Annotated in this window: 16 protein-coding genes and 1 tRNA gene; 12 read left to right on the top strand and 5 right to left on the bottom strand. The window is 44.1% G+C overall.

The genetic code is table 11. The features are described 5' to 3' along the window. Positions 1–160 precede the first annotated feature (160 nt). The 6 genes from DYU05_RS18855 to DYU05_RS18830 all read left to right on the top strand — a co-directional run bounded on the left by DYU05_RS18855 (position 161) and on the right by DYU05_RS18830 (position 7,517). On the top strand, positions 161–3,121 hold the full coding sequence (locus DYU05_RS18855) for a CheR family methyltransferase (protein WP_117384713.1): 2,961 nt from the start codon (positions 161–163) through the stop codon (positions 3,119–3,121). Positions 3,122–3,171: 50 nt separating this feature from the next. Continuing rightward, positions 3,172–4,722 carry a PAS domain-containing sensor histidine kinase gene (locus DYU05_RS18850; RefSeq protein WP_165852109.1) on the top strand — a complete coding sequence of 517 codons (1,551 nt, stop codon included), beginning with the start codon at positions 3,172–3,174 and terminating at the stop codon, positions 4,720–4,722. Positions 4,723–4,747: 25 nt separating this feature from the next. Then, complete coding sequence (locus DYU05_RS18845) at positions 4,748–5,758, top strand: chemotaxis protein CheB (RefSeq protein ID WP_117384711.1); 1,011 nt, start codon at positions 4,748–4,750, stop codon at positions 5,756–5,758. A 70-nt stretch (positions 5,759–5,828) separates the two neighbouring features. Then, positions 5,829–6,479, top strand: coding sequence for a response regulator (locus DYU05_RS18840; protein WP_117384710.1), 651 nt, complete (start codon positions 5,829–5,831; stop codon positions 6,477–6,479). Between the two features lie 296 nt (positions 6,480–6,775). Beyond that, a complete protein-coding gene (locus DYU05_RS18835; RefSeq protein ID WP_117384709.1) occupies positions 6,776–7,150 on the top strand; it encodes a response regulator in 375 nt (124 codons plus the stop codon). 25 nt (positions 7,151–7,175) lie between these two features. Continuing rightward, complete coding sequence (locus DYU05_RS18830; protein WP_165852108.1) at positions 7,176–7,517, top strand: single-stranded DNA-binding protein; 342 nt, start codon at positions 7,176–7,178, stop codon at positions 7,515–7,517. Between the two features lie 262 nt (positions 7,518–7,779). Here the strand turns inward: DYU05_RS18830 and DYU05_RS18825 are convergent. Further along, a tRNA-Met gene (locus DYU05_RS18825) sits at positions 7,780–7,852 on the bottom strand. A 142-nt stretch (positions 7,853–7,994) separates the two neighbouring features. Between DYU05_RS18825 and era the strand changes: the two genes are divergently transcribed. The 4 genes from era (at position 7,995) to DYU05_RS18805 (ending at position 14,938) form a co-directional block, all read left to right on the top strand. Next, positions 7,995–8,870 (top strand): GTPase Era, encoded by an 876-nt coding sequence (gene era, locus DYU05_RS18820; protein WP_117384707.1) that lies wholly within the window; start codon positions 7,995–7,997, stop codon positions 8,868–8,870. Positions 8,871–9,005: 135 nt separating this feature from the next. Next, a complete protein-coding gene (gene der, locus DYU05_RS18815) occupies positions 9,006–10,307 on the top strand; it encodes a ribosome biogenesis GTPase Der (protein WP_117384706.1) in 1,302 nt (433 codons plus the stop codon). A gap of 107 nt (positions 10,308–10,414) precedes the next feature. Continuing rightward, positions 10,415–13,582, top strand: coding sequence for an ATP-dependent helicase (locus DYU05_RS18810; protein WP_117384705.1), 3,168 nt, complete (start codon positions 10,415–10,417; stop codon positions 13,580–13,582). A gap of 12 nt (positions 13,583–13,594) precedes the next feature. Beyond that, positions 13,595–14,938 (top strand): M20/M25/M40 family metallo-hydrolase, encoded by a 1,344-nt coding sequence (locus DYU05_RS18805; protein WP_117384704.1) that lies wholly within the window; start codon positions 13,595–13,597, stop codon positions 14,936–14,938. An 88-nt stretch (positions 14,939–15,026) separates the two neighbouring features. On the opposite strand, the gene DYU05_RS18800 is transcribed toward DYU05_RS18805, so the two are convergent. Genes DYU05_RS18800 through DYU05_RS18790 form a run of 3 tightly spaced genes read right to left on the bottom strand, consistent with a single transcriptional unit; the run spans position 15,027 to position 16,935 of the window. Continuing rightward, entirely contained in the window at positions 15,027–15,824 is a 798-nt protein-coding gene (locus tag DYU05_RS18800) for an ABC transporter permease (RefSeq protein WP_117384703.1), read from the bottom strand. A 5-nt stretch (positions 15,825–15,829) separates the two neighbouring features. Continuing rightward, complete coding sequence (locus DYU05_RS18795) at positions 15,830–16,729, bottom strand: ABC transporter ATP-binding protein (protein ID WP_117384702.1); 900 nt, start codon at positions 16,727–16,729, stop codon at positions 15,830–15,832. Next, positions 16,723–16,935, bottom strand: coding sequence for a hypothetical protein (locus DYU05_RS18790; protein WP_117384701.1), 213 nt, complete (start codon positions 16,933–16,935; stop codon positions 16,723–16,725). Before DYU05_RS18790 ends, DYU05_RS18795 begins: the two co-directional genes overlap by 7 nt. A 226-nt stretch (positions 16,936–17,161) precedes the next feature. Here DYU05_RS18790 and DYU05_RS18785 point away from each other — a divergent pair, with 226 nt between their 5' ends. Continuing rightward, positions 17,162–18,178 (top strand): sensor histidine kinase, encoded by a 1,017-nt coding sequence (locus tag DYU05_RS18785; RefSeq protein WP_117384700.1) that lies wholly within the window; start codon positions 17,162–17,164, stop codon positions 18,176–18,178. 2 nt (positions 18,179–18,180) lie between these two features. Then, positions 18,181–18,909, top strand: a complete 729-nt coding sequence (locus DYU05_RS18780) for a LytR/AlgR family response regulator transcription factor (protein WP_117384699.1) — start codon at positions 18,181–18,183, stop codon at positions 18,907–18,909. A 22-nt stretch (positions 18,910–18,931) separates the two neighbouring features. On the opposite strand, the gene DYU05_RS18775 is transcribed toward DYU05_RS18780, so the two are convergent. Then, entirely contained in the window at positions 18,932–20,323 is a 1,392-nt protein-coding gene (locus tag DYU05_RS18775) for a methyltransferase RsmF C-terminal domain-like protein (protein WP_117384698.1), read from the bottom strand. Positions 20,324–20,762: the final 439 nt, after the last annotated feature.

Raw genomic sequence — 20,762 nt, 5'->3', positions numbered from 1 at the left:
TTATTTATCAGATGCAGCTAAAAAGTAACGGCTGCATCAATAACGCGTGCTTAGTATATTATTAACTTTGATGTTTAATTAAACGCGCCGGGAGTAAACCCTCTGCCGTTAATAAATTCCTACTTTTACTTAAACCGGCAACAAGCTTTAACTATACACAATGGCCAGCAAAAGCGTTAAGCAACAACCCAAAATAAAACCCGAAACCTTACCTAAGTCAGAAGAAGGGTCTTCTAAAACAAAAAAGAGCAGGTCGTTTCCTATTGTAGCCATAGGTGGCTCGGCTGGTGCGTTCCCATCATTTGAGAAGTTCTTTACGCATATGCCTGCAGACAGCGGAATGGCATTTGTGATCATCATTCACCTGGACCCCGACCACAAAGGGCAGGTTGCCGAACTGATACAAAAATTTACCAGCATGCCCGTTGTAGAGGCTTTTGATGGAATTGCCGTAGAACAGGATAAGGTTTACATTATACCGCCCAATAAAGATATGGGCATACACAACCGCAAACTGCTGCTGTTGGCCCCAAGCAAGCCCAATGGTTACCGCCAGCCTATAGACTACTTTTTGCAGAGCCTTGCCGACGATCAATGGAACCGTGCCGTTGGTATCATCTTCTCGGGGATGGGGTCTGATGGTGAGACGGGTATCCGCATGATAAAGGAGAAGCTGGGGATGGCCATGGCGCAGGACCCTGATACCGCGCAGTACAACAGCATGCCGTTGGCCGCCATTAGCACCAACCTGGTAGACTATGTGCTCTCGCCCGAGGAAATGCCGCTTAAGCTGATCCAGTACCTTAACCACCCGGTACTTACCGAGGAGGCAAGCGACCAGGTGCGCACCGCCATACAAAACTCCAACTCTATACAAAAAATACTGATGCTGCTGCGATCGCAAACCGGGCACGATTTTTCTCTTTATAAAAAAAGCACCATCACCCGCCGTATCGACCGCAGGATAGCCTACCACCAGCTGCCGGATTACATTAGCTACGTTGGTTTCCTGAGAGAGAACCCGCCCGAAATAGATGTTTTATTTAACGAGTTGCTGATAGGGGTTACCAAATTTTTTAGGGATGCCCCGGCATTTGAGTCGCTTAAGAACAAGATGTGCGCGCTCATCAAACATAAAAAGCACGGCGATTCTTTACGGGTTTGGATAGCCGGCTGCTCCACCGGCGAGGAGGCGTACTCCGCTGCAATGCTGCTGATTGAATGCCTGGAGGACATGAAGAAAAAAGAGTGGCCTAAAATACAGCTGTTTGCCACCGACCTGGATGCCGAAGCTATTGACCACGCGCGCAACGGTATCTACTTTGATAATATAGTAGCAGATGTGTCTGAACAAAGGCTCGAGAAGTTCTTTACCAAACGGGATAATACTTACCAGGTAAAAAAGGAGCTGCGGGACATGATCGTTTTCGCGCAGCATAATTTAATAAAGGACGCGCCCTTTACCCGGCTGGACCTGCTTTGCTGCCGCAACGTAATGATATACCTTACTACCGAACTGCAAAAAAAAATCATCCCTATATTCCACTACGCGCTTAATCCTAACGCCATAATGTTTATGGGCCCTGCCGAAACCATCGGCGGCTTTACAGATATGTTTGTATCAACAGACCCCAAGTGGAAGCTGTACGAACGCAAAGAAGGCAACCCGCTGATGGGGAAAATGATAGATTTTCCGTTCCATGTAGCTAAACAATATCCGCTTATCTCCAATAAAATGGATGACCCCGAAAAGCTGGCCAGCAAAAGCTCGGTAGCCGACACCTTTAACCGCATACTGCTCGAGAAATTTACGCCGTCATCTGTACTGGTGAACGACAAAGGAGACATTTTGTACACCAACGGCAAGACAGGTAAGTTTTTAGAGTTGCCGAACGGCGAGGCAGCAATGAACATACATAAAATGGCCCGCGAAGAACTGCGATATGTAGTAGGCAACCTTATACACCAGGCCCGTGCACAAAAGGAGCACGCAAGCATAAACGACATAAAACTAAAAGAGGGTAACAAGGTACGGCTCATCAACCTTAAAGCCATGCTGTTGGAAGAGACCGGGCTGCAGGGCCTCGTGCTGGTTATTTTTGAAGATAGAGGACTGGTCAATAAACCGTCCCGGTCTAAAAAGGCCAGCGAGCAGCCGTCAGGCATTGTAGAGGAGTTGGAAAAAGAACTGGTATACACTAAGCAGCAGCTTAACAGCACTATAGAACAGATGGAAACATCGTTAGAGGAGCTAAAGTCTACCAACGAAGAGCTGCAGAGCACCAATGAAGAATTACAGAGCACTAACGAAGAATCGCTCACGACAAAAGAGGAAATGCAGTCCCTCAACGAGGAACTGATGACCATAAACATGCAGTATCAGGCCAAGGCAGATGAGCTTACCCGCATGAACAACGACATGAAGAACCTGCTGGACTCTACCGAGATCGGCACTATCTTCCTGGATAACAACCTGGATATTTTGAGGTACACCCCGCAGGTACGCAAGCTGTTTAACCTTATCCCTACAGACGTTGGCCGGCCAATAGTACACGTGGTATCAAACTTTGATAACGTTACGCTGGAGAATGATATTAAAGAAGTGATAGAAAAGCTTACCAACAAAGAGATAGAGGTAAAAACCAAGACCGATGAATGGTACCGGGTACGTATAATGCCTTACCGTACGCTGGACAACTTTATATCCGGCGCGGTGCTAACCTTTACACTTATTACCAGCTACAAACAGTTAGAGTATAAACTTGAAACGCTTAGCAGATATACCGATGATGTTGTTAATGTAGTTACTGATGCTGTAATACAGTTAGACGGCGAATATAACGTAAAAGTAGTGAATAAAGCTTTCCTGGACACCTTTTCTATGCCGGCGCAAGATGTAAAAGGCCACGACTTCATTGCAATATTATCTGCCTACACTAAAACAGACAAGGTATTGAAAATGTTAAATAAAAGCCAAAAGACACATACGCCCGAATCTGCGCAGGTCACCTTACAAGGCAGCGTTAATGGGAAATATAAGTTTACAGCCGTTCCGCTGCGCGATTTGAAAACAGACCAACCGTCGCTTACATTATTAACAATAACTAAAGAACAGGATTGAAGCCCAAATCAGGCATATCAAATAACATGTTACCCGGTCGGCTGAGAGATATGGCAGAGCGGGCGGTTGATAACGCGGGCGAAAACAACGCTACAGGCGCAGAGCAGGATGTACAAGCGATATTACAGGAGCTGCAGGTACACCAGATAGAGCTGGAAATGCAAAATGACGAGCTGAAGCTTGCCAACGAAGAGTTGGAATTGCAGCAGCTAAGGTTCTCCAGCATTTACAACCTGGCGCCAATAGGGTACTTCATCCTAAACAGCTCGGGCGTAGTAACTGATGTTAACAATGCCGGGCTAACCTTGTTGGAAACCGGCAAAATGGGGCTTGCCTCCAAGCGGCTGATACAATTTGTTGTGCCCGTGCATACGGATGTTTTTTACCGCTTTTATCATGAAATGTCTATAAGGCGGGCGCGCGAGAGCTGCCAGCTTACCATGCGGTCGCAAACCGGGCGCGAATTTCACGCGCAGATAGAAGGCATTGCAATAAAGGCTGCTTTGGGCGAGCAGCCGCAATATTACGTAGCTATTATTGATATAAGCGAAAGTATAGAAGCCCGGCGGGCGCTTGCCGAAACCAAGGACAGGCTACAGCTTTCGCTAGAGGCATCCGCGGCGGGTACCTGGGAGCTCGACCTGGAAACTATGGAGTTTTACCTGGACGAATTTAACCGTAATATTTTAGGCGGAATGCACGGCAACGGATTTGACAGGGGATATAAAAACTTCATCAACATTTTGCACCCGGAGGATAGGGAAATGGTTGACCACTGCTTTCGTAACTCCATTAACTTTGATAAAGAGATTGATGTAGTAACCCGCATTATGAATGCTGAAGGAGGGTTATCTTACGCCAGTATACGGGGGCATGTTATACATGAAGCTGGCAACGTTAAAAGGCTGGCCGGTATAATTATAGATATAACCGAAAAGCGCCGGATAGAAGAGGAGACCATTAAACTTAAGCGCAACCAGCAGAACGAAATTAGCCTGGCCACCCTTACTGCCGAGGAGAACGAGCGCAGGCGCATCAGCGATTCGCTGCACGACAGTGTAAGCCAGCTGTTATATGGGATAAAAATAAAGCTGGGCTTATTGAATTCTGGGCGGCCGCTGAATAACGAGCAGCAGGATATCAACTTGCTGATAGACCAGGCAATTGCAGAAACCAGGAACATTTCCTTTGAGCTTGCGCCCTCTATTTTGACTGATTTTGGGCTGCCGGCTACTATTGAGGAGCTGGCTAAGCGGCTGTCATCATCAAAAATGCATATTCAAACCCGGGCCACCGGTTTTCATCAGCGGCCTGATATTGTGCTGGAAACAAGCATCTTCCGTATTATACAGGAACTGCTTAACAATTGCATGAAACACTCAGGCGCTAGCCAGGTTAAAATAGAGATAAAGAAAAATAAACACATAGAAATACACGTAAAAGACAACGGGGTAGGCTTTAGGTATAAAGAGAACGAGAGGGCAGTATCCGGGTCGGGGCTAAGCAGTATTAAGAACCGGGTAAACCTGTATAATGGCAAGCTGGACGTGCAGTCGGCCCCGGGCAAAGGTACCGCTGTAAATATCACCCTTAATTTTTAAGCTACCCGGGAGAGACCGTAGATAAATGGAACCACAAAGAATAGTTGTTGTAGGGACATCCGCCGGTGGTATTAAGGCTGTGAATCAGTTGATGAAGAAATTCCCGGCTGACTTGCCTGTTGCGATATTTGTGGTGATACACATGTCTAAACATTCGCAGGCCCATGTAATTAAAGAACAGCTGCAAAAAAGCACAGCATTTACTTGCCGGGTACCTACAGATGGCGAGCAGATACAAGCCGGCCACTTATATATAAGCCCGGCAGATGTGCACATGCTGGTAAAACCAGGTGAAGTAAGGTTAGTGCTGGGGCCGCATGAAAACCGCTGGCGCCCATCAATAGATGTGTTGTTCCGTTCGGCAGCGGTTGCCTACGGTGCAGCCACCATTGGCATTATACTAACCGGCTTGCTGGATGATGGAACATCTGGCCTGGCTGCCATAAAGCGCAGCGGCGGGATGGCTATTGTGCAAGACCCTGCAGAGGCAGAGTACGACGATATGCCGGTAAGTGCCATCAGCAATGTAGAGATAGACAATCAGGTGTTTTTGGAAGATATGGGCTACATAGTGGCCGATATGGTGGCAAAGCCGGTTAAAACTTTGCCAATACCAGAGGACGTGAAAATTGAAGCCGATATAACTGAGCGTATGGCGAGCAAAATTACCGACATGGAAAAAATTGGCACCCATAGCAACTTCACCTGCCCTGATTGCGGAGGCGGCCTATGGCGGATTAAGAACGATAACTTCCCCAGGTACAGGTGCCACACCGGCCACGTTTATACCGAGGCGGCGCTGATGCAAAGGCAGGCCGAAAACATGGAAGAATCTATATGGGTATCTATACGGATGCTGGAGGAGCGGCGCAACCTGCTGCTGGGCATTGTTTGGCGGGAAGAGAACGAGAATACCGGCAAGCAATATGCAGAGTATAAAGTTCGGGCCGAAGAGTTGAGCATACATATAGAACGGCTAAAAGGCCTGCTTATATCTATGACCAGGACCGAGTCTGACGATGAGGGGCATTTATAATCATTCACATTTAAATAGAATTAATAGCCGGCCCTCTTAATTGTTGTAAAACGAAATCAAAAGCATTAAAATGATCAACATTATACTGGCAGAGGACCATAATATTGTAAGAAACGGCATAAAGTCTTTGCTGGAGAAAGAGCAGGACCTAACTATTGCCGGCGAAGCGGTTAACGGCCGGCAGGTTATAGATTTGCTTAACAATGGCACAAAGGCGGATGTTATACTGGCCGACATGAACATGCCCGAAATGGGAGGGCTTGAGTTAACGGAACACATAAAAAAGAACTACCCGGCAGTTAAAGTAATTATGTTAACCGCGCTGGATCATGAGAAATACGTGATTAAGGCCTTCCAGGCAAGCGCCAGTGGTTACATGCTTAAAAATGTAAGCGCTGCGGAACTTATATTTTCCATAAAACACGTGTGCGATGGTAACCAGTACATTTGCTCAGAACTGTCTACAAAGTTTTTAAAACGACTGCTTACCATACCCGATCCTGCATCGTTGCAGCCCATGCATGATATCGACCTCTCTGCTAAAGAAATAGAGATACTTGGGCTGATTACCGAAGGATACACCAACCAGGAGATAGCCGACAAGATTTTTGCAAGTAAACGGACAATAGAAAGCCAGCGACAAGCCCTAATAGACAAGACTGGCTCCCGTAATACCGCCGCACTTGTGCGATACGCAATAATTAATGGGATAGTAAATTAGTTCTCAAAAACATTAATATTTAGGTATAATTTTATATTAATAATTAATTTTTTGGTAAAATTTGGGGTATCTGCGTATAAATACGCTCTTAGTAAAAATCGTCCGCTGTAAATTTGTACTATAAATTTATAGTAATAGCCCCAATGCCGTCTATGTTACACAGGTTAAACAGCCCGTTAGCTGCTTACCTGCAATCTGCGTTATTGTATCCATCTGTTTGTAAAACATGCTGTAAGGTGATAACCACCTTAAAACAGTGTGCAGCCTGAAATTGTTAAAGAGCGATAGAGCAACTAATGGAAAAGAGGATTTTGATTGTTGACGATGACGCCGCTATACTGGACGTACTTAACGAGGCGCTGTGCGGCGACGGATTTAGTGTAAAAATGGCTGAGGGCGGCGATGACGTTTTTAAGCTGATTGACGAGTACCAGCCCGACCTGGTGATTATTGATTACATATTGAACGGTATTAACGGCGGCGAAATATGCCACCAGATTAAAACCAATAGGAAAACCAGCTATCTGCCGGTGATCATTTTGTCGGCACATCCAAGGGTGATTAGCTCGTTGGGTTATTACAACTGTGATGAATTTATAGCAAAGCCGTTTGACCTTGATTATTTGTTAAGCAAGGTACATGGCCTGGTAGAGCATGCCAGTACTAAATAGAAGAGATTTCAATACCATCATACCAATGAATCAGACATCATGTATAAACAAAGTGCTTTTAGTAGGACACGTTTACGACGACGCTAAGTGGCTTAAAGTAGAAAACCAGCAGTACCTGTTTTGCAAGTTGGTTACCCAGGAAACGATCAGCAAAAAAGAAGGCCCGCATATGGAGTACCATCAGCTGCTGGTACCCGGAAGCATCGTAAGCTCTGAAGTAGAGTTTGCAAAGGGCGGCGTGCTGTATGTAGAAGGCAAAGTACAAACAACAGCCTTTAGAGATGCTAATGGTGTTAAGCGGTATAACACTGAAATTTTGGTAAGCCGCTACAACACCATGAACAGTGTTTTGCAACCTGTAGCTTAAACCTTAAAAGCAAATATATTTTAAAATAGCTGTTTTTATTGCTGCGATTTGGTGTGGAATTTAAAGCAGGGTGTATGTAAAAACGGCTTAAAAAGTGTAACCAGGCGCTTTTTTTAATGTTTTACGGTAACCACCAAACATGTGTTCAAATTGCATGGGCACAAAAAAAGCTGAACACTTTTGAACACTGTCGGCTAAAATCCGGGTAAAATTGTTGAAACAAAAAAGGCTTTCCTTATTAAGAAAAGCCTTTTAACTTTTGTAGCGGGAGCAGGACTCGAACCTACGACCTTCGGGTTATGAGCCCGACGAGCTACCAACTGCTCCATCCCGCATTGTTTTGTATTTACATAACGGTCATAACCTCCGAAATGTTTGCTCCGATTATCAAAAAAGCAATCTCGCTTTGTTTTTAATTGGACTGCAAAGATATAATTCGTTTCTTTGCAGTCCAAAAATATTTTAATTTATTTTTTTATGGCGCATAAAGCAGGTTTTGTAAGTATAATTGGTAAGCCCAATTCGGGTAAATCAACCCTTATGAATGCTTTGGTGGGAGAAAAGATGTCTATCATCACCCCAAAAGCACAGACAACGCGCCACAGAATATTAGGTATTGTTAACGAACCCGAATACCAGATCGTGTTTTCTGATACGCCGGGGATCATTAAACCGCACTACGCGCTTCACGAAAGTATGATGCACCAGGTAGAAGGTTCAATAGAAGACGCCGACCTGATATTGCTTGTAACAGACATCAAAGAGGAGTACGACGAGCAGGACGTTTTGAAAAAGCTGGAACGCTCGGATGCACCTGTTGTAATACTTATTAATAAAATCGACCTCAGCAACGAGGAAGAGGTAAAAGAAAAGGCTGCTTACTGGCAGGAAAAACTCCAGCCAAAAGCAGTGTTCGCGATATCTGCCCTGCATGATCATAATATAAAAGCCATAATGGATTTTATATTGGAGTACCTGCCTGAGCATCCCCCATATTATGAAAAGGATGCTTTAACAGACAGGAACGACCGCTTCTTCGCATCGGAAATGATACGTGCACAGATACTGAAACAGTACAAAAAGGAAATACCTTACAGTGCAGAGGTGGTTGTAACAGCATTTGTGGAAGGTGAGAAACTGCACCGGATAAGTGCCGAGATCATCGTTGAACGCGATTCTCAAAAGAACATACTAATTGGCGAAGGCGGAAAAATGCTGAAGATTGTCGGCACCTACGCCCGCCGGGACATGGAAGAGTTTTTCCAGCGTAAAGTATTTCTGGAAATGTTTGTTAAGGTTATTCCTGATTGGCGCAGCAAGAAAAATTACCTGAAGAAGTTTGGGTACGAATAGGTGCAACAGAATCAAGATGTAAGAATCAAGATTCAAGATGAAAAATTAAATAATGAATTCAATAATTAAGACCGGATACCGACTTTTGTAAAGTTGTCCTGATTCCTGACTCTTAATTCTTCACTCTCAATAATCATGAGTAACATAGTAGCTATAGTAGGTCGCCCGAATGTTGGTAAATCTACCCTGTATAACCGCCTTACCGAAACCCGTAAAGCCATTGTTGATGACTTTAGCGGTGTAACACGCGACAGGCATTATGGCGTATCAGAATGGACAGACCACAAGTTCACCGTTATTGATACAGGCGGCTATGTAGCCAATTCTGAAGATGTGTTTGAAGCTGCTATACGCGAACAGGTGATCATCGCCATTGAAGAGGCAAGCGTTATCCTGTTTATGGTGGATGTTACCACGGGTATTACCGATTTGGATGACGAGATAGCCACCTTATTGCGCCGCAGCCAAAAGCCCGTATTTGTAGTAGTTAACAAATTGGACAACAACAGCCAGTTGGCTGATTCTACCGAGTTTTACAGCCTGGGCCTTGGTGAGATCTATACCATATCGTCTATGACTGGCTCAGGAACGGGGGAATTGCTGGACGAGGTAGTTAAGCACTTCGAGGACGTGGAACTGGAAGAAAACGCCCGCCCTAAGTACGCCATTATCGGCCGGCCTAATGTCGGCAAATCCTCTATCATAAACTCATTAATCGGCGAGGAGCGTAACATAGTTACACCGATTGCAGGTACCACGCGCGATTCTATTCACATACATTTTAACAAGTACGGGCATGATTTCATGCTGATTGACACTGCCGGTTTGCGCAAGAAAACCAAGGTGAAAGAGAACATCGAGTTTTATTCGGTAATGCGTACTATTAAAGCGCTGGAAGAAGCAGATGTCGTAATTATAATGATTGATGCCGTTGAAGGTTTTGAAGCGCAGGACATGAACATTTTCCACCTGGCAGAAAAGAACAAGAAGGGCATTGTTATAGTAGTTAACAAGTGGGATTTAATTGAGAAAAACAACAAAACCGTTAAGGTTTTTGAAGAAACCATACGCGAGAAAACAGCACCTTTTACCGATGTGCCAATCGTATTTACTTCTGTAACCGAGAAACAGCGTGTGTTAAAAGTTATCGAAACTGCTAATCAGGTCTATTACAACCGCGCACGAAAAGTGCCTACCTCAAAACTTAACGATGTGATGTTGCCGATTATTGAGAAATATCCGCCGCCATCTATCAAGGGCAAGTACGTTAAAATTAAGTATGCTACGCAGATCGCCGGAACATCGCCTATGTTCGCTTTCTTTTGCAACCTGCCACAGTATGTTAAAGAACCATATTATCGTTTTATAGAAAATCAACTTCGTGAGAACTTCGAGTTTTCGGGTGCACCAATACAGGTTTGGTTCAGGCAGAAGTAAAAGCGGCATTATACATTATTTTATAGCGATGGTTATATCATCGCTATTTTTGTTTGTAGACGATCCTGAAGCTTAAGCTATAATTTTTAGTATTTTTACTTAAGATTATGCAAGCTACTTCTAACAAATACAACGATAATTTTCAAAAAGCCCTTGCGGGACTTAATCCCGAACAATTGGCGGCTGTAAATAAAATGGATGGCCCGGTATTGGTGGTTGCCGGCCCAGGTACGGGTAAAACACAGATATTAGCTGCCCGGATTGGTAAAATACTGACCGATACGGATGCTCGTCCAAGTGAGATTCTTTGCCTAACCTATACAGACGCCGGCGCTGTAGCCATGCGCAAGCGCCTGTTCCAGTTTATTGGTCCGGATGCGTATCGTATTAACATCTACACTTTTCACGCTTTTTGTAATGACATTATACAGGAGAACCTGGAGTATTTTGGCAAGCTAAACTTAGAAGCATTATCCGATCTAGAATCTGCTATGTTGTTTCGTGAACTGGTGGATGAGTTTTCCAATGATCACCTGCTTAAGCGTTTTACAGGTGATATCTACTATGATGCTCCCCGGTTAAAAAGCCTTTTCTCCACCATGAAGCGCGAGAACTGGAGCCGCGACGTAATAGAGAAAGCCGTAAAAGAATACCTGGAAGATCTGCCAAACCGCGAAGAGTTTATATACAAACGAGCTAATGCAAAAGCAGGGATAAAAATAGGCGATCCTAAGCAAAAGGAGATAGATAAGGCTAACGAAACCATGAGCAAGTTGCTTGCTGCGGTAAGCGAGTACGATAATTATATCGCTAAAATGAAGCACCGTGGCAGGTATGATTATGACGACATGATCATGTGGGTGTTGAAAGCGTTCCGCGAGAATGATGAAATGCTACGCAAGTACCAGGAACGGTATCAGTACATTTTGGTAGATGAGTTCCAGGATACCAGCGGATCGCAAAATGATTTGTTAAGGTTCCTGCTGAATTATTGGGATACGCCCAACGTTTTTGTGGTAGGTGATGACGACCAGTCTATCTTCAAATTTCAGGGTGCTAATATGAAAAACATCCTTGATTTTGCAGGTGACTATGTAGATACGCTTTATACTGTAGTACTTAAGCATAACTATCGCTCAAATCAGCACATCCTCGATATTTCTAGAGCGCTGATCAACAACAACCGCGAGCGCCTTACCACTCAGTTGAGGCTTGATAAGAACCTTCGGTCGTCACATCCCCGCTTTGAAGAGCTGGTTGTAGAGCCAATGATTAAGGAATATGAGAACCCCGCGCAAGAGCTGGTTGACGTAGCCATGCAGATAAAGCGGCTGGTGGCGAAAGGTATTCCTCCGGGTGAGATTGCCGTAATATACCGTAACCATAGTCAGGTAGAAGATCTGCTGACCTTTTTGGAATCTGAAAAGATTGCAGTAAATACCAAGCGCAAGATTGATGTGCTCAGCATTCCCTTTGGCGAGAAGATAACCAACATCCTGCGGTACCTGGCCATGGAACTTGATTCGCCTTACAGTGGAGACGAGCTGCTTTTTGAAATCCTGCATTACGACTTCTTTAACATTCCGCCTATTGAGATCGCAAAAGCTAGTGTAGCAGTTTCAAAAGCAAACTTTGCAACGGTACGGAAGGATGAGCCCGTTACCAGTTTGCGCCGCTACATACACGAGTTGCGGGTGAATCCGCAGACCGATCTGTTTGGTACACAGCCAAACTTGCCTATGAAGTACCTTATCAATAACATTGATGAGTTGCTTAGCTCGGCCGTTAGTATCACGCTGCAGCAACTTTTCCAGGAGGTGATCTCCAAGATGGGCATTTTGAAGTACATTATGCAGCAGCAGGATAAAGGCACGCACATGCAAATGCTTACCAGCTTTTTTGATTTTTTAAAAGATGAAAGCCGAAAGAACCCGGAGATTAAACTTGCTGATTTAATTGCTACCATAGAACTGATGAAGAAGAACAACATCAGAATGGAGCTAAATAAAACTATTTTCAGTGATAATGGCATTAACTTCCTTACCGCACACGGTTCAAAAGGATTGGAATTTGAGCACGTATTCTTTATTGGCTGCGATAAAAAGACCTGGGACAGTAAAGGGCGCAACAGCGGCTTCAGCTATCCTGATACATTAACCAGCGCCAAATCTGACGAAGAAGCACTGAAGGAAGAAGCACGCCGTTTGTTTTATGTAGCCGTTACCCGGGCTAAACAATGCCTGAACATATCCTATGCGGCAAAGGACGCCAAAGGTAAAGATCAGGAAGCGTCGCAATTTATAGGAGAGATACTGGCCGAGTCGCACTTACAACCTATGTACCCAAAGGTCGCAGAAGACGACATGATAGGGTTTATAGCTACACAGTTTAACCTTGAAGACAAACCGGTGGTTGAATTGCTGGATAGAAACTATATTAATCAACTGCTGCAAAACTATACTTTATCAGTTACTCACCTGAGTAATTACCTGGATTGCCCGTTGAGATTTTACTTCCAGTGTTTAATAAGAGTACCGTCAGGAAAAAGTCCGTCGGCCACTTTTGGGCAAGCCGTGCACTGGGCCTTGAACAAGGCTTATCGCAGGTTGCCTGAATTTGGTAACGAGTTTATGCCGACAGAGGAGTTTTTAAAAGAGTTTCACTGGTACATGTACCGCAACCGCGACTCTTTCACAAAAGCAGATTTCAAGTTGCGTGTGGATTACGGGGACAAGATATTGCCAGCATATTACGAATTGAATGCACCTAACTGGAACAAGGTTGCAGTTACAGAACGCAGTATAAAGAATATTGAGGTGGAAGGTGTGCCGATAAAGGGCAACCTGGATAAGATGGAGTTTGACGGGAAAGATGTAACCGTGGTAGATTATAAGACCGGCCGGGTGCGCAACGCCAAAGATAAACTGCTGCGACCAACAAACGACAACCCTTACGGCGGCGATTATTGGCGGCAGGCTGTATTCTATAAAATTTTGGTTGATAACGACCGCACAAACGAATGGCAGGTAGTGAATACCGTGTTCGATTTTGTTGAGCCGGTGAACGATGAGTACTTTAAAGAAAAGATTGTCATCTCTCCGCAGGACATAGAAGAAGTAACAGGCCAGATCACCTCTGTTTATCAAAAAATAATGAATCATGAGTTTGATAAAGGCTGCGGCAAAAAAGAGTGTGACTGGTGCCACTTTGTAAAGAGCAATTTTAAACAGCCGGGTAACATTTTAGAGACAGTAGAAGGCGAGGACGCCGAATAATTAAATTGCCATATGAAAAAGATTGCCACTCTGCTGTTAATGTTTATTGTTTTCTCTGCTTCGGCACAAACCGTTGTTAAACAGGATGCAGGTATTAAGCAAATGGTAGATGAGGTATCGTCAAAAAACATTGAAGCTATAGTACGTAAGCTGGTAAGCTTTAAAACCCGGCATACGCTAAGCGACACCACCAGCAAAACTACGGGCATAGGTGCCGCACGCAACTGGGTAAAAGCAGAGTACGAGCGGTACGCGGCAGCATCAAATGGCAGAATGAAGGTAGAGTTTGACGCTTTTGTACAGCCGCAAGGCCGTAGGCTTACTAAAGCCACTCCGATGAAGAATGTACTGGCAATACTTAAAGGTACCGATACTGCCGATCACCGGATCTATATTATTTCCGGCCACTATGATTCACGGGCAACAAAGGCAATGGATTCTGCTTCCTTTGCTCCCGGCGCCGTTGACGATGCTTCGGGAACAGCTGTTTCCATGGAGCTTGCTCGCGTGATGTCGAAGCGTTCTTTCCCGGCGACAATAATCTTCATGGCAGTTGTTGGTGAAGAACAAGGGCTTTATGGGTCTGCCAATGTAGCTAAACGTGCCAAAGCAGAGGGCTGGCAGGTAGATGCCGTGCTGAACAATGATATAGTGGGAAATACTTACGGCATGGAAACAGGGCTAAAAGATAACCGCAGTGTACGTGTTTTCAGCGACGGTGTGCCGACTGCCGCTACCGAAAAGGAGATTGCCGCACTAAAATCGCTAGGTGGAGAGAATGACGGAACGTCCCGCCAGTTAGCCCGCTATGTGAAAGAAACAGGCGAGCGCTATGTAGATCAGCTGGATGTAAAGCTCATTTACCGGACAGACCGTTACCTGCGTGGTGGCGACCATCTGCCATTCCTTGAACAAGGCTTTGCAGCCGTACGTGTTACGGAGATGAACGAAGACTTTAATCGCCAGCATAAGGACGTACGAAAAGAGAACGGTATCGAGTACGGCGATCTGCCCGATTTTGCAGATTACGACTACATACAAAAGGTAGCCCGAATGAACCTTTCGGTGTTGGCTAACTTGGCCTTGGCTACCGCACAACCGCGCAATGTAGGTATCATCACCAGCGACCTTACGAACAAAACAAAGCTAAAGTGGGATGCGCCAAAAGGGAAAGCTCCCGCAGGTTACTATGTGCTGATGAGAGAAACGATCAGTCCGTATTGGGAAAAGAAGTTTTTTGTAACAGATACCAAAGCAAAGCTTGGTTACTCAAAAGATAATTACCTGTTTGCCGTACAAGCGGTGGATGCAGCAGGTCACGAGAGCTTGCCCGTGGTTCCAAAACCAGTGAGCTAATAGTCAACCGATAAATAAGACGAGCGGACTAATGATCCGCTCGTCTTGTTTATTTACTTCAATTACTTTTAAATAAATACCCTTGATATTACTTTACACTCCGGCGTTGTACAATATAGTATCCAAGTACAAATACCACTACTGATATAACGACACTCACGTAAACATCCTGAGTAAAAACATCTATAACCAGGTCGTTAGCTTTGCCTTTATTGGTCTTTATCATTGTTTTAAGAGCACCAATCGGGTGCGAATAAGGGAAAAGGTAGGCATATTGCCAGTTGTTGGATGCCAATATAACTCCTGTTATAGTTGCGACAAACCCTAGTCCCATTGGTTTTAAGAAGTCGCTCCAAAGCAAGCTAAGCAAAAACTGTATAGATAATATGCCAAGTGCAGAAAGGAACAGTTTAAAGTACACCTGTGCTATTTCTGCTTCCATGTGATATTCGTTAAACTTCAACTCTGGCTTTAAAACACTTAAAAAGTTACCAAAGGCTATAGTAAATACAACAAATAGCGTGAGGCACAAAAAAATCAAAAACAGAGCATAGAAATACTTGGCGCTGTATACTGCCCATCGCGAAATAGGCAGGCTAAAAATGGTCTTCCAGGTATCGGCTTTGTGCTCCACGTTGTTTACTGAATAAGCAATAAATATGGTGAACATAGGCAAAAGCAATGAGCCCATGCTGCTGAGGCTAACTGCAGAAAACTGAACCCACAGTGTCATTGCAGGGGCCATAGCAAATTTCTCGCTCTTGGTAAAAAATGCCAGAAAAGCAAGAATGCTAATAACAAGCGGCAATATTACAGCACCCCAAAAGCCAGCTGTTTTGCGGCTCTTGTAGAATTCAGACCGGAATGATAATAAAAATCCTTTCATCGTGATCAGGCTTTTTGAGTTATGGACAGGAATAGGTTTTCCAGGTCTTTATGTTGTTTATTAATGCTGTACACCGTAATGCCCTCGCGATTAAGTAGCGCATTTATATCTCCCATTTGCTTCTTAGATATAAATGGAACCGTAAGGCTTTCGGTGTTAATGGCGGAAACAGTATAGCCATTTTTGGTGAGCAGGTTGCCGGCATCCGCGGTGTTTTCTGTTTCGATGAATACCTGCGGCTGGCTGATCTCTTCAAGATCGGTTATGCTACCCTGAAAAAGCATCTCACCGTTATTAATAATACCTACGTGTGTAGCCATACGTTCTATCTCGCCAAGCAAGTGGCTGCTGATGAAGACAGTTTTGCCGTGCTCTCGGGTAAGGCGGATAAGCAATTCGCGTATCTCTATAATTCCGTTTGGGTCCAGACCGTTGGTAGGCTCATCAAGGATCAACAGCTTAGGGTCGCTTAATAGTGCAAGTGCAATGCCTAAGCGCTGTTTCATCCCCAACGAATACTGCCTGGCTTTTTTGCTGGCCGCATTGGTGAGTTTTACCAGCGCCAGCATTTCATCAACACGTGCCTCTTTAACCCCAAGGAGCATGGCCCGGTTAATAAGATTCTCGCGTCCTGTAAGGTGCCCGTAAATAGCGGGCTGCTCTATAAGCGAGCCTATTTTAGAAAGTATATCTATCCGGTTGGTTTGCAGTTCCTGCTCAAAAACAAAAATGCTGCCTTCATCTGTTTTAAGCAGATTGAGCAGCATTTTAATAGTAGTGGTCTTGCCGGCGCCATTTGGCCCTAGGAAGCCATAGATACTTCCTTCCGGTACTTGTAATGATAGTGCTTTAACAACCTGCTGGCTACCAAAGCTGAACGATAATCCTTCGGTGCGGATTACCATACGTTTTCTTTAGATATTGATGCAACCGTTTTTACTAATGCAACGCCTTTAAAGAAAAGCGATTTAGCCTGAGCAGCAGACGTATGTGCAGCAGTAAATTTTTCTGTTTTTTGTTCGAACTGGTAGCTTACCCCCATTACAATGGCAAATAATACAGGTGCCAGCAGTAAGATAAATGGGTTTGAGTTGGAAACTAACTTTTTCATTGTGTGATTGATTTTGATACTACAAAGGAATACTAAATGCACCGGGTGGTAAAATCAATTAGACCAACAGCCACTAATTGTAGATGAACGCCAGTTTTGGTGATTAAACCCTGTTCATCGATTTTAAAAGCCAGTTGGTCGATTAATGAGTTGTTACCAGCATAATATCAGCAGCAATTCGAAGCTAAATATTACTTTAGTTGCGGTTAGTACGTATATATATTTGATGAAAAAAAGCTGGCAAATTTTCTGGCATGTACTTTTTTGGGTGGCCATGATCTCCTTTTTCATGTTTATTGCCCATAACAATGCGCGCATGTCTATGCAAACCATTGTGGTCCTCTTTGCTGTGTTCGGGTTAATTAATATCGGGATATTCTATATTAACTACCTGGTACTGATGCCTCGATTTCTTGATAATAAAAAGTACAAGACTTACACCCTTGCTCTGGTAATTACAGTTGTCGTGTTTGGTTTAGCCAAGTACGGGGTGGCATTTGCATTTAAGCACGACGTGCTTATGCGCATGAAGGATAAAGTGGTGATCGGCTTTTGGTCGTATTTTACCAGTACTATATTTACTACCCTTATCTTTATTTTTTTAAGTACCGTTCTTAAGTTCACTATAGATTGGTTCCTGAACGAACGCGTACAGCGCGACTTAGAAAACCAGCGCCTGAGTGCTGAACTATCCTTTCTTAAATCGCAGATCAATCCGCATTTTTTATTTAACTCGCTTAATAGTATTTACTCGCTAGCGTATCAAAAAAGCGACACCACGCCGGAAGCTATTCTAAAGCTGTCAGAAATAATGCGGTATATGCTTTACGAGTGTAATGATAACAAGGTTGACTTAGCAAAAGAACTGCAGTACCTGCAAAACTACATCGACCTGCAAAAAATTCGTTTTGGTAACAAGGCATTTATCAATTACGAGGTTAACGGCGAAGTTACCAATCAGCAGATAGTGCCGCTGCTGCTTATATCTTTTATAGAGAATGCTTTTAAACATGGCGTGGCTAATGATCCAGCCTCACCCATTACTCTTCGGATAAATCTTACCGATGGTCACTTGTACTTTTTTGTGCAGAACAAAAAACACAGCCATAATCGTGATGCATCCGGTGGTATAGGGCTTATAAACGTTCGACGCCGGTTAGATCTCCTGTATCCATCTAAATATAATTTAGAAATTAGGGATGAGGACGACACTTACACTTGTCAATTATCATTAGTTTTATAGCCATGATTAAATGCCTTGTAGTTGACGACGAGCCGCTGGCCCTCCACATACTGGAAGACTATATCTCCAAAGTGCCTTTCCTACAATTGGTAAAAGCTACCACTAACCCAATTGAAGCACTTACCATGGTGCAGGATGGTAGTATTGATCTGGTTTTCCTTGATGTACAAATGCCCGAGCTCACTGGCATACAGTTTCTTAGGATTGCCAATGGCAAAACAAAAGTTATATTAACTACAGCATATCCGCAGTACGCGCTGGAAGGGTACGAGCTTGATGTGATCGACTACCTGTTGAAGCCTATTGCTTTTGACCGGTTTTACAAAGCGGCGCAAAAGGCGCAGTCTATTATTTGCCCGGTCACCAAACCAGTGCCAGTTGCAGCAGAGCCCGTGCAGCAGGACGATTTCATGACGGACTTTACATTCGTGAAAACAGAGCATAAAATCCAAAAGGTTTACCTGCACGATATCCTGTTTATAGAAGGCTTAAAAGATTACGTTTCTATTTTCACGCCCGGCGAGCGCATTATCACACTCCAGGGTATGAAAAAGATGGAAGATGCATTGCCTGATAGGCATTTTATGCGTGTACATAAGTCCTATATTGTTGCCATCAATAAAATAGATAGTATAGAGCGCTCCCGCATTTTCATCGGCGACAAGATCATCCCGGTAGGCGACACCTACCGCGACGAGTTCTTTAGAATAATTGACGGGAAGAATATCTAGCGTAATTGATGCTGCTCCCCCTTTAGGGGGTTGGGGGGTAAGAGGTTAGGGTGCTCATTATTCTTATTTCCTTCGGATAATAATTATTTATCCTGTTCGGCAACAGCTTGGCCCAACCCAGCGCATGCCCTTCGTAAGTCATCAAACTCCATCCTTTATCATTAACAGCTATATCAATATTGTCTCTGCGGAGGTATTGTATCACCTGCTCCTTGTTTAATGGGGTAGATAATACAGTAGCCTTATTAATAAGTAAACTTAGTGCCAGCTCGTGATCGGGGACTAGGTCTTTACCGGCAAGCTTACCAATACGCACGCCAGACTTCTTTATATATAGATGCCGGTGCAGCAAGTTCAGGCTTTCTTTATGCTCGCGGTTTATGGCCAACCAGTCCTCAGCTACCTTAAACAGGTAAAAACTATCCGGATTCTCAAGGTAACTATTGACCTGGTCCATTTCTTTGGCAGGTAACTTTTGCTGGGCGTTGTTTTTGTAGTTGCTTTGCCCGGTGCTGCTTTCGCGCTTACGCAGGCAGGCTGCAAACAGACCCTCGCCCTGAACCTTGCCCGGGTAAAACCGGTATCCCCATGCTTTTTGGTTTGGCGATTGCGTTTCTACAATACCCCACTCCTTATATATAGGTATACGTACGGTCTCCAATTTAAACGTTGTGCATAGCCAGTCTAAAATATCCTCATTCTCCTGGTGCGAGTAAGAGCAGGTGCTATATATAAGGTAACCATCTTCCGTAAGGGCCGGATAGATGTCTGCCAGTATACGTTCCTGCCGTTGATGGCAAAGGTTTACATTTGCTTCGCTCCACTCGCTCATAGCATCGGGGTCTTTCCTGAACATTCCTGATCCCGAGCAGGGTGCATCAACCAATACTACGTCAAAAAAGTTTTTTAATGAGGAGTAATCCCGTGGATCGTTACTGGTTACTATTACGTTGCTCGTTCCCCACCGGCTTAGGTTGTCAGTTAATATAGGTACACGTGTTTTTATAATCTCGTTTGCCACCAGCAGATCACTGTTTTGCAATGCCGAATTAAGCAACGTGCTTTTTCCACCTGGCGCTGCGCAAAGGTCAAGCACCTTTATGGGTTCGTCCTTGTTTGGTCTTATAGTATTTAATATATGGTCGATGAACATTGATGACGCCTCCTGTACATAATAACATCCGGCGTGAAACAGGGGGTCGTATGTAAAAGATGGGCGGCTATCCAGGTAAAAACCATCTGTACACCAAGGCACCTGTTGCCCTGTTTTTGTTTCAGATGGTTTAAATGGATTAAGCCTGATGGAGGTTAAAGATGATTCATTAGCATGTGCGTCAACAAAAGTCTGTATTTCGAAGCCCTGCTCGCTGGCTAACGAATCTAAAAAATGCGGAGGAAAGATGTTTTTTTCCATATCAACATCAAACTTACACAAAAAAGCAGCGCCTTTTTCCGGCGTTTTCAGAAGCCGCTAAGAGCGAAATGCGGCTTTTTACGCGTTTTTAGGCCGTTTTTTCTAGATGGAGAATCCAGTTTGCAACTCATGTAGGCCTTATTACCACAGTAATTGGGGTTGTTTAATATTAGTTTACAACGAGTTATGTTTTGTTTTAATTATTTTAAAATTCTTTTGTGCCGGGAGGGTGTTTCTGCTTACATTTGTATCCGCTCAAATAGAAAGGGCGTCGTTTTTTGAAGGTTTAGCAAATAAAAATTAGTTTCAAAAAAAGTGAAAATAACACTTGACAGGAGTTAAAAATATTTGCACCTTTGCACTCCGCAAATGAGGCAACGAAATTGCGGTAGTTAATTGAAATAGGGGAACAGAAAAGAGCAAAAAAATTAAAAAATAA

It is taken from the genome of Mucilaginibacter terrenus (assembly GCF_003432065.1).
GTDB lineage: Bacteria > Bacteroidota > Bacteroidia > Sphingobacteriales > Sphingobacteriaceae > Mucilaginibacter > Mucilaginibacter terrenus.
This window is presented reverse-complemented; position numbering and strand designations above follow the sequence as displayed.

Coding starts and splice junctions, on each gene's coding strand:
- DYU05_RS18855 (WP_117384713.1), top strand. CDS start 161: ATGGCCAGCAAAAGCGTTAAGCAACAACCCAAAATAAAACCCGAAACC.
- DYU05_RS18850 (WP_165852109.1), top strand. CDS start 3,172: ATGGCAGAGCGGGCGGTTGATAACGCGGGCGAAAACAACGCTACAGGC.
- DYU05_RS18845 (WP_117384711.1), top strand. CDS start 4,748: ATGGAACCACAAAGAATAGTTGTTGTAGGGACATCCGCCGGTGGTATT.
- DYU05_RS18840 (WP_117384710.1), top strand. CDS start 5,829: ATGATCAACATTATACTGGCAGAGGACCATAATATTGTAAGAAACGGC.
- DYU05_RS18835 (WP_117384709.1), top strand. CDS start 6,776: ATGGAAAAGAGGATTTTGATTGTTGACGATGACGCCGCTATACTGGAC.
- DYU05_RS18830 (WP_165852108.1), top strand. CDS start 7,176: ATGAATCAGACATCATGTATAAACAAAGTGCTTTTAGTAGGACACGTT.
- era (WP_117384707.1), top strand. CDS start 7,995: ATGGCGCATAAAGCAGGTTTTGTAAGTATAATTGGTAAGCCCAATTCG.
- der (WP_117384706.1), top strand. CDS start 9,006: ATGAGTAACATAGTAGCTATAGTAGGTCGCCCGAATGTTGGTAAATCT.
- DYU05_RS18810 (WP_117384705.1), top strand. CDS start 10,415: ATGCAAGCTACTTCTAACAAATACAACGATAATTTTCAAAAAGCCCTT.
- DYU05_RS18805 (WP_117384704.1), top strand. CDS start 13,595: ATGAAAAAGATTGCCACTCTGCTGTTAATGTTTATTGTTTTCTCTGCT.
- DYU05_RS18800 (WP_117384703.1), bottom strand. CDS start 15,824: ATGAAAGGATTTTTATTATCATTCCGGTCTGAATTCTACAAGAGCCGC.
- DYU05_RS18795 (WP_117384702.1), bottom strand. CDS start 16,729: ATGGTAATCCGCACCGAAGGATTATCGTTCAGCTTTGGTAGCCAGCAG.
- DYU05_RS18790 (WP_117384701.1), bottom strand. CDS start 16,935: ATGAAAAAGTTAGTTTCCAACTCAAACCCATTTATCTTACTGCTGGCA.
- DYU05_RS18785 (WP_117384700.1), top strand. CDS start 17,162: ATGAAAAAAAGCTGGCAAATTTTCTGGCATGTACTTTTTTGGGTGGCC.
- DYU05_RS18780 (WP_117384699.1), top strand. CDS start 18,181: ATGATTAAATGCCTTGTAGTTGACGACGAGCCGCTGGCCCTCCACATA.
- DYU05_RS18775 (WP_117384698.1), bottom strand. CDS start 20,323: ATGGAAAAAAACATCTTTCCTCCGCATTTTTTAGATTCGTTAGCCAGC.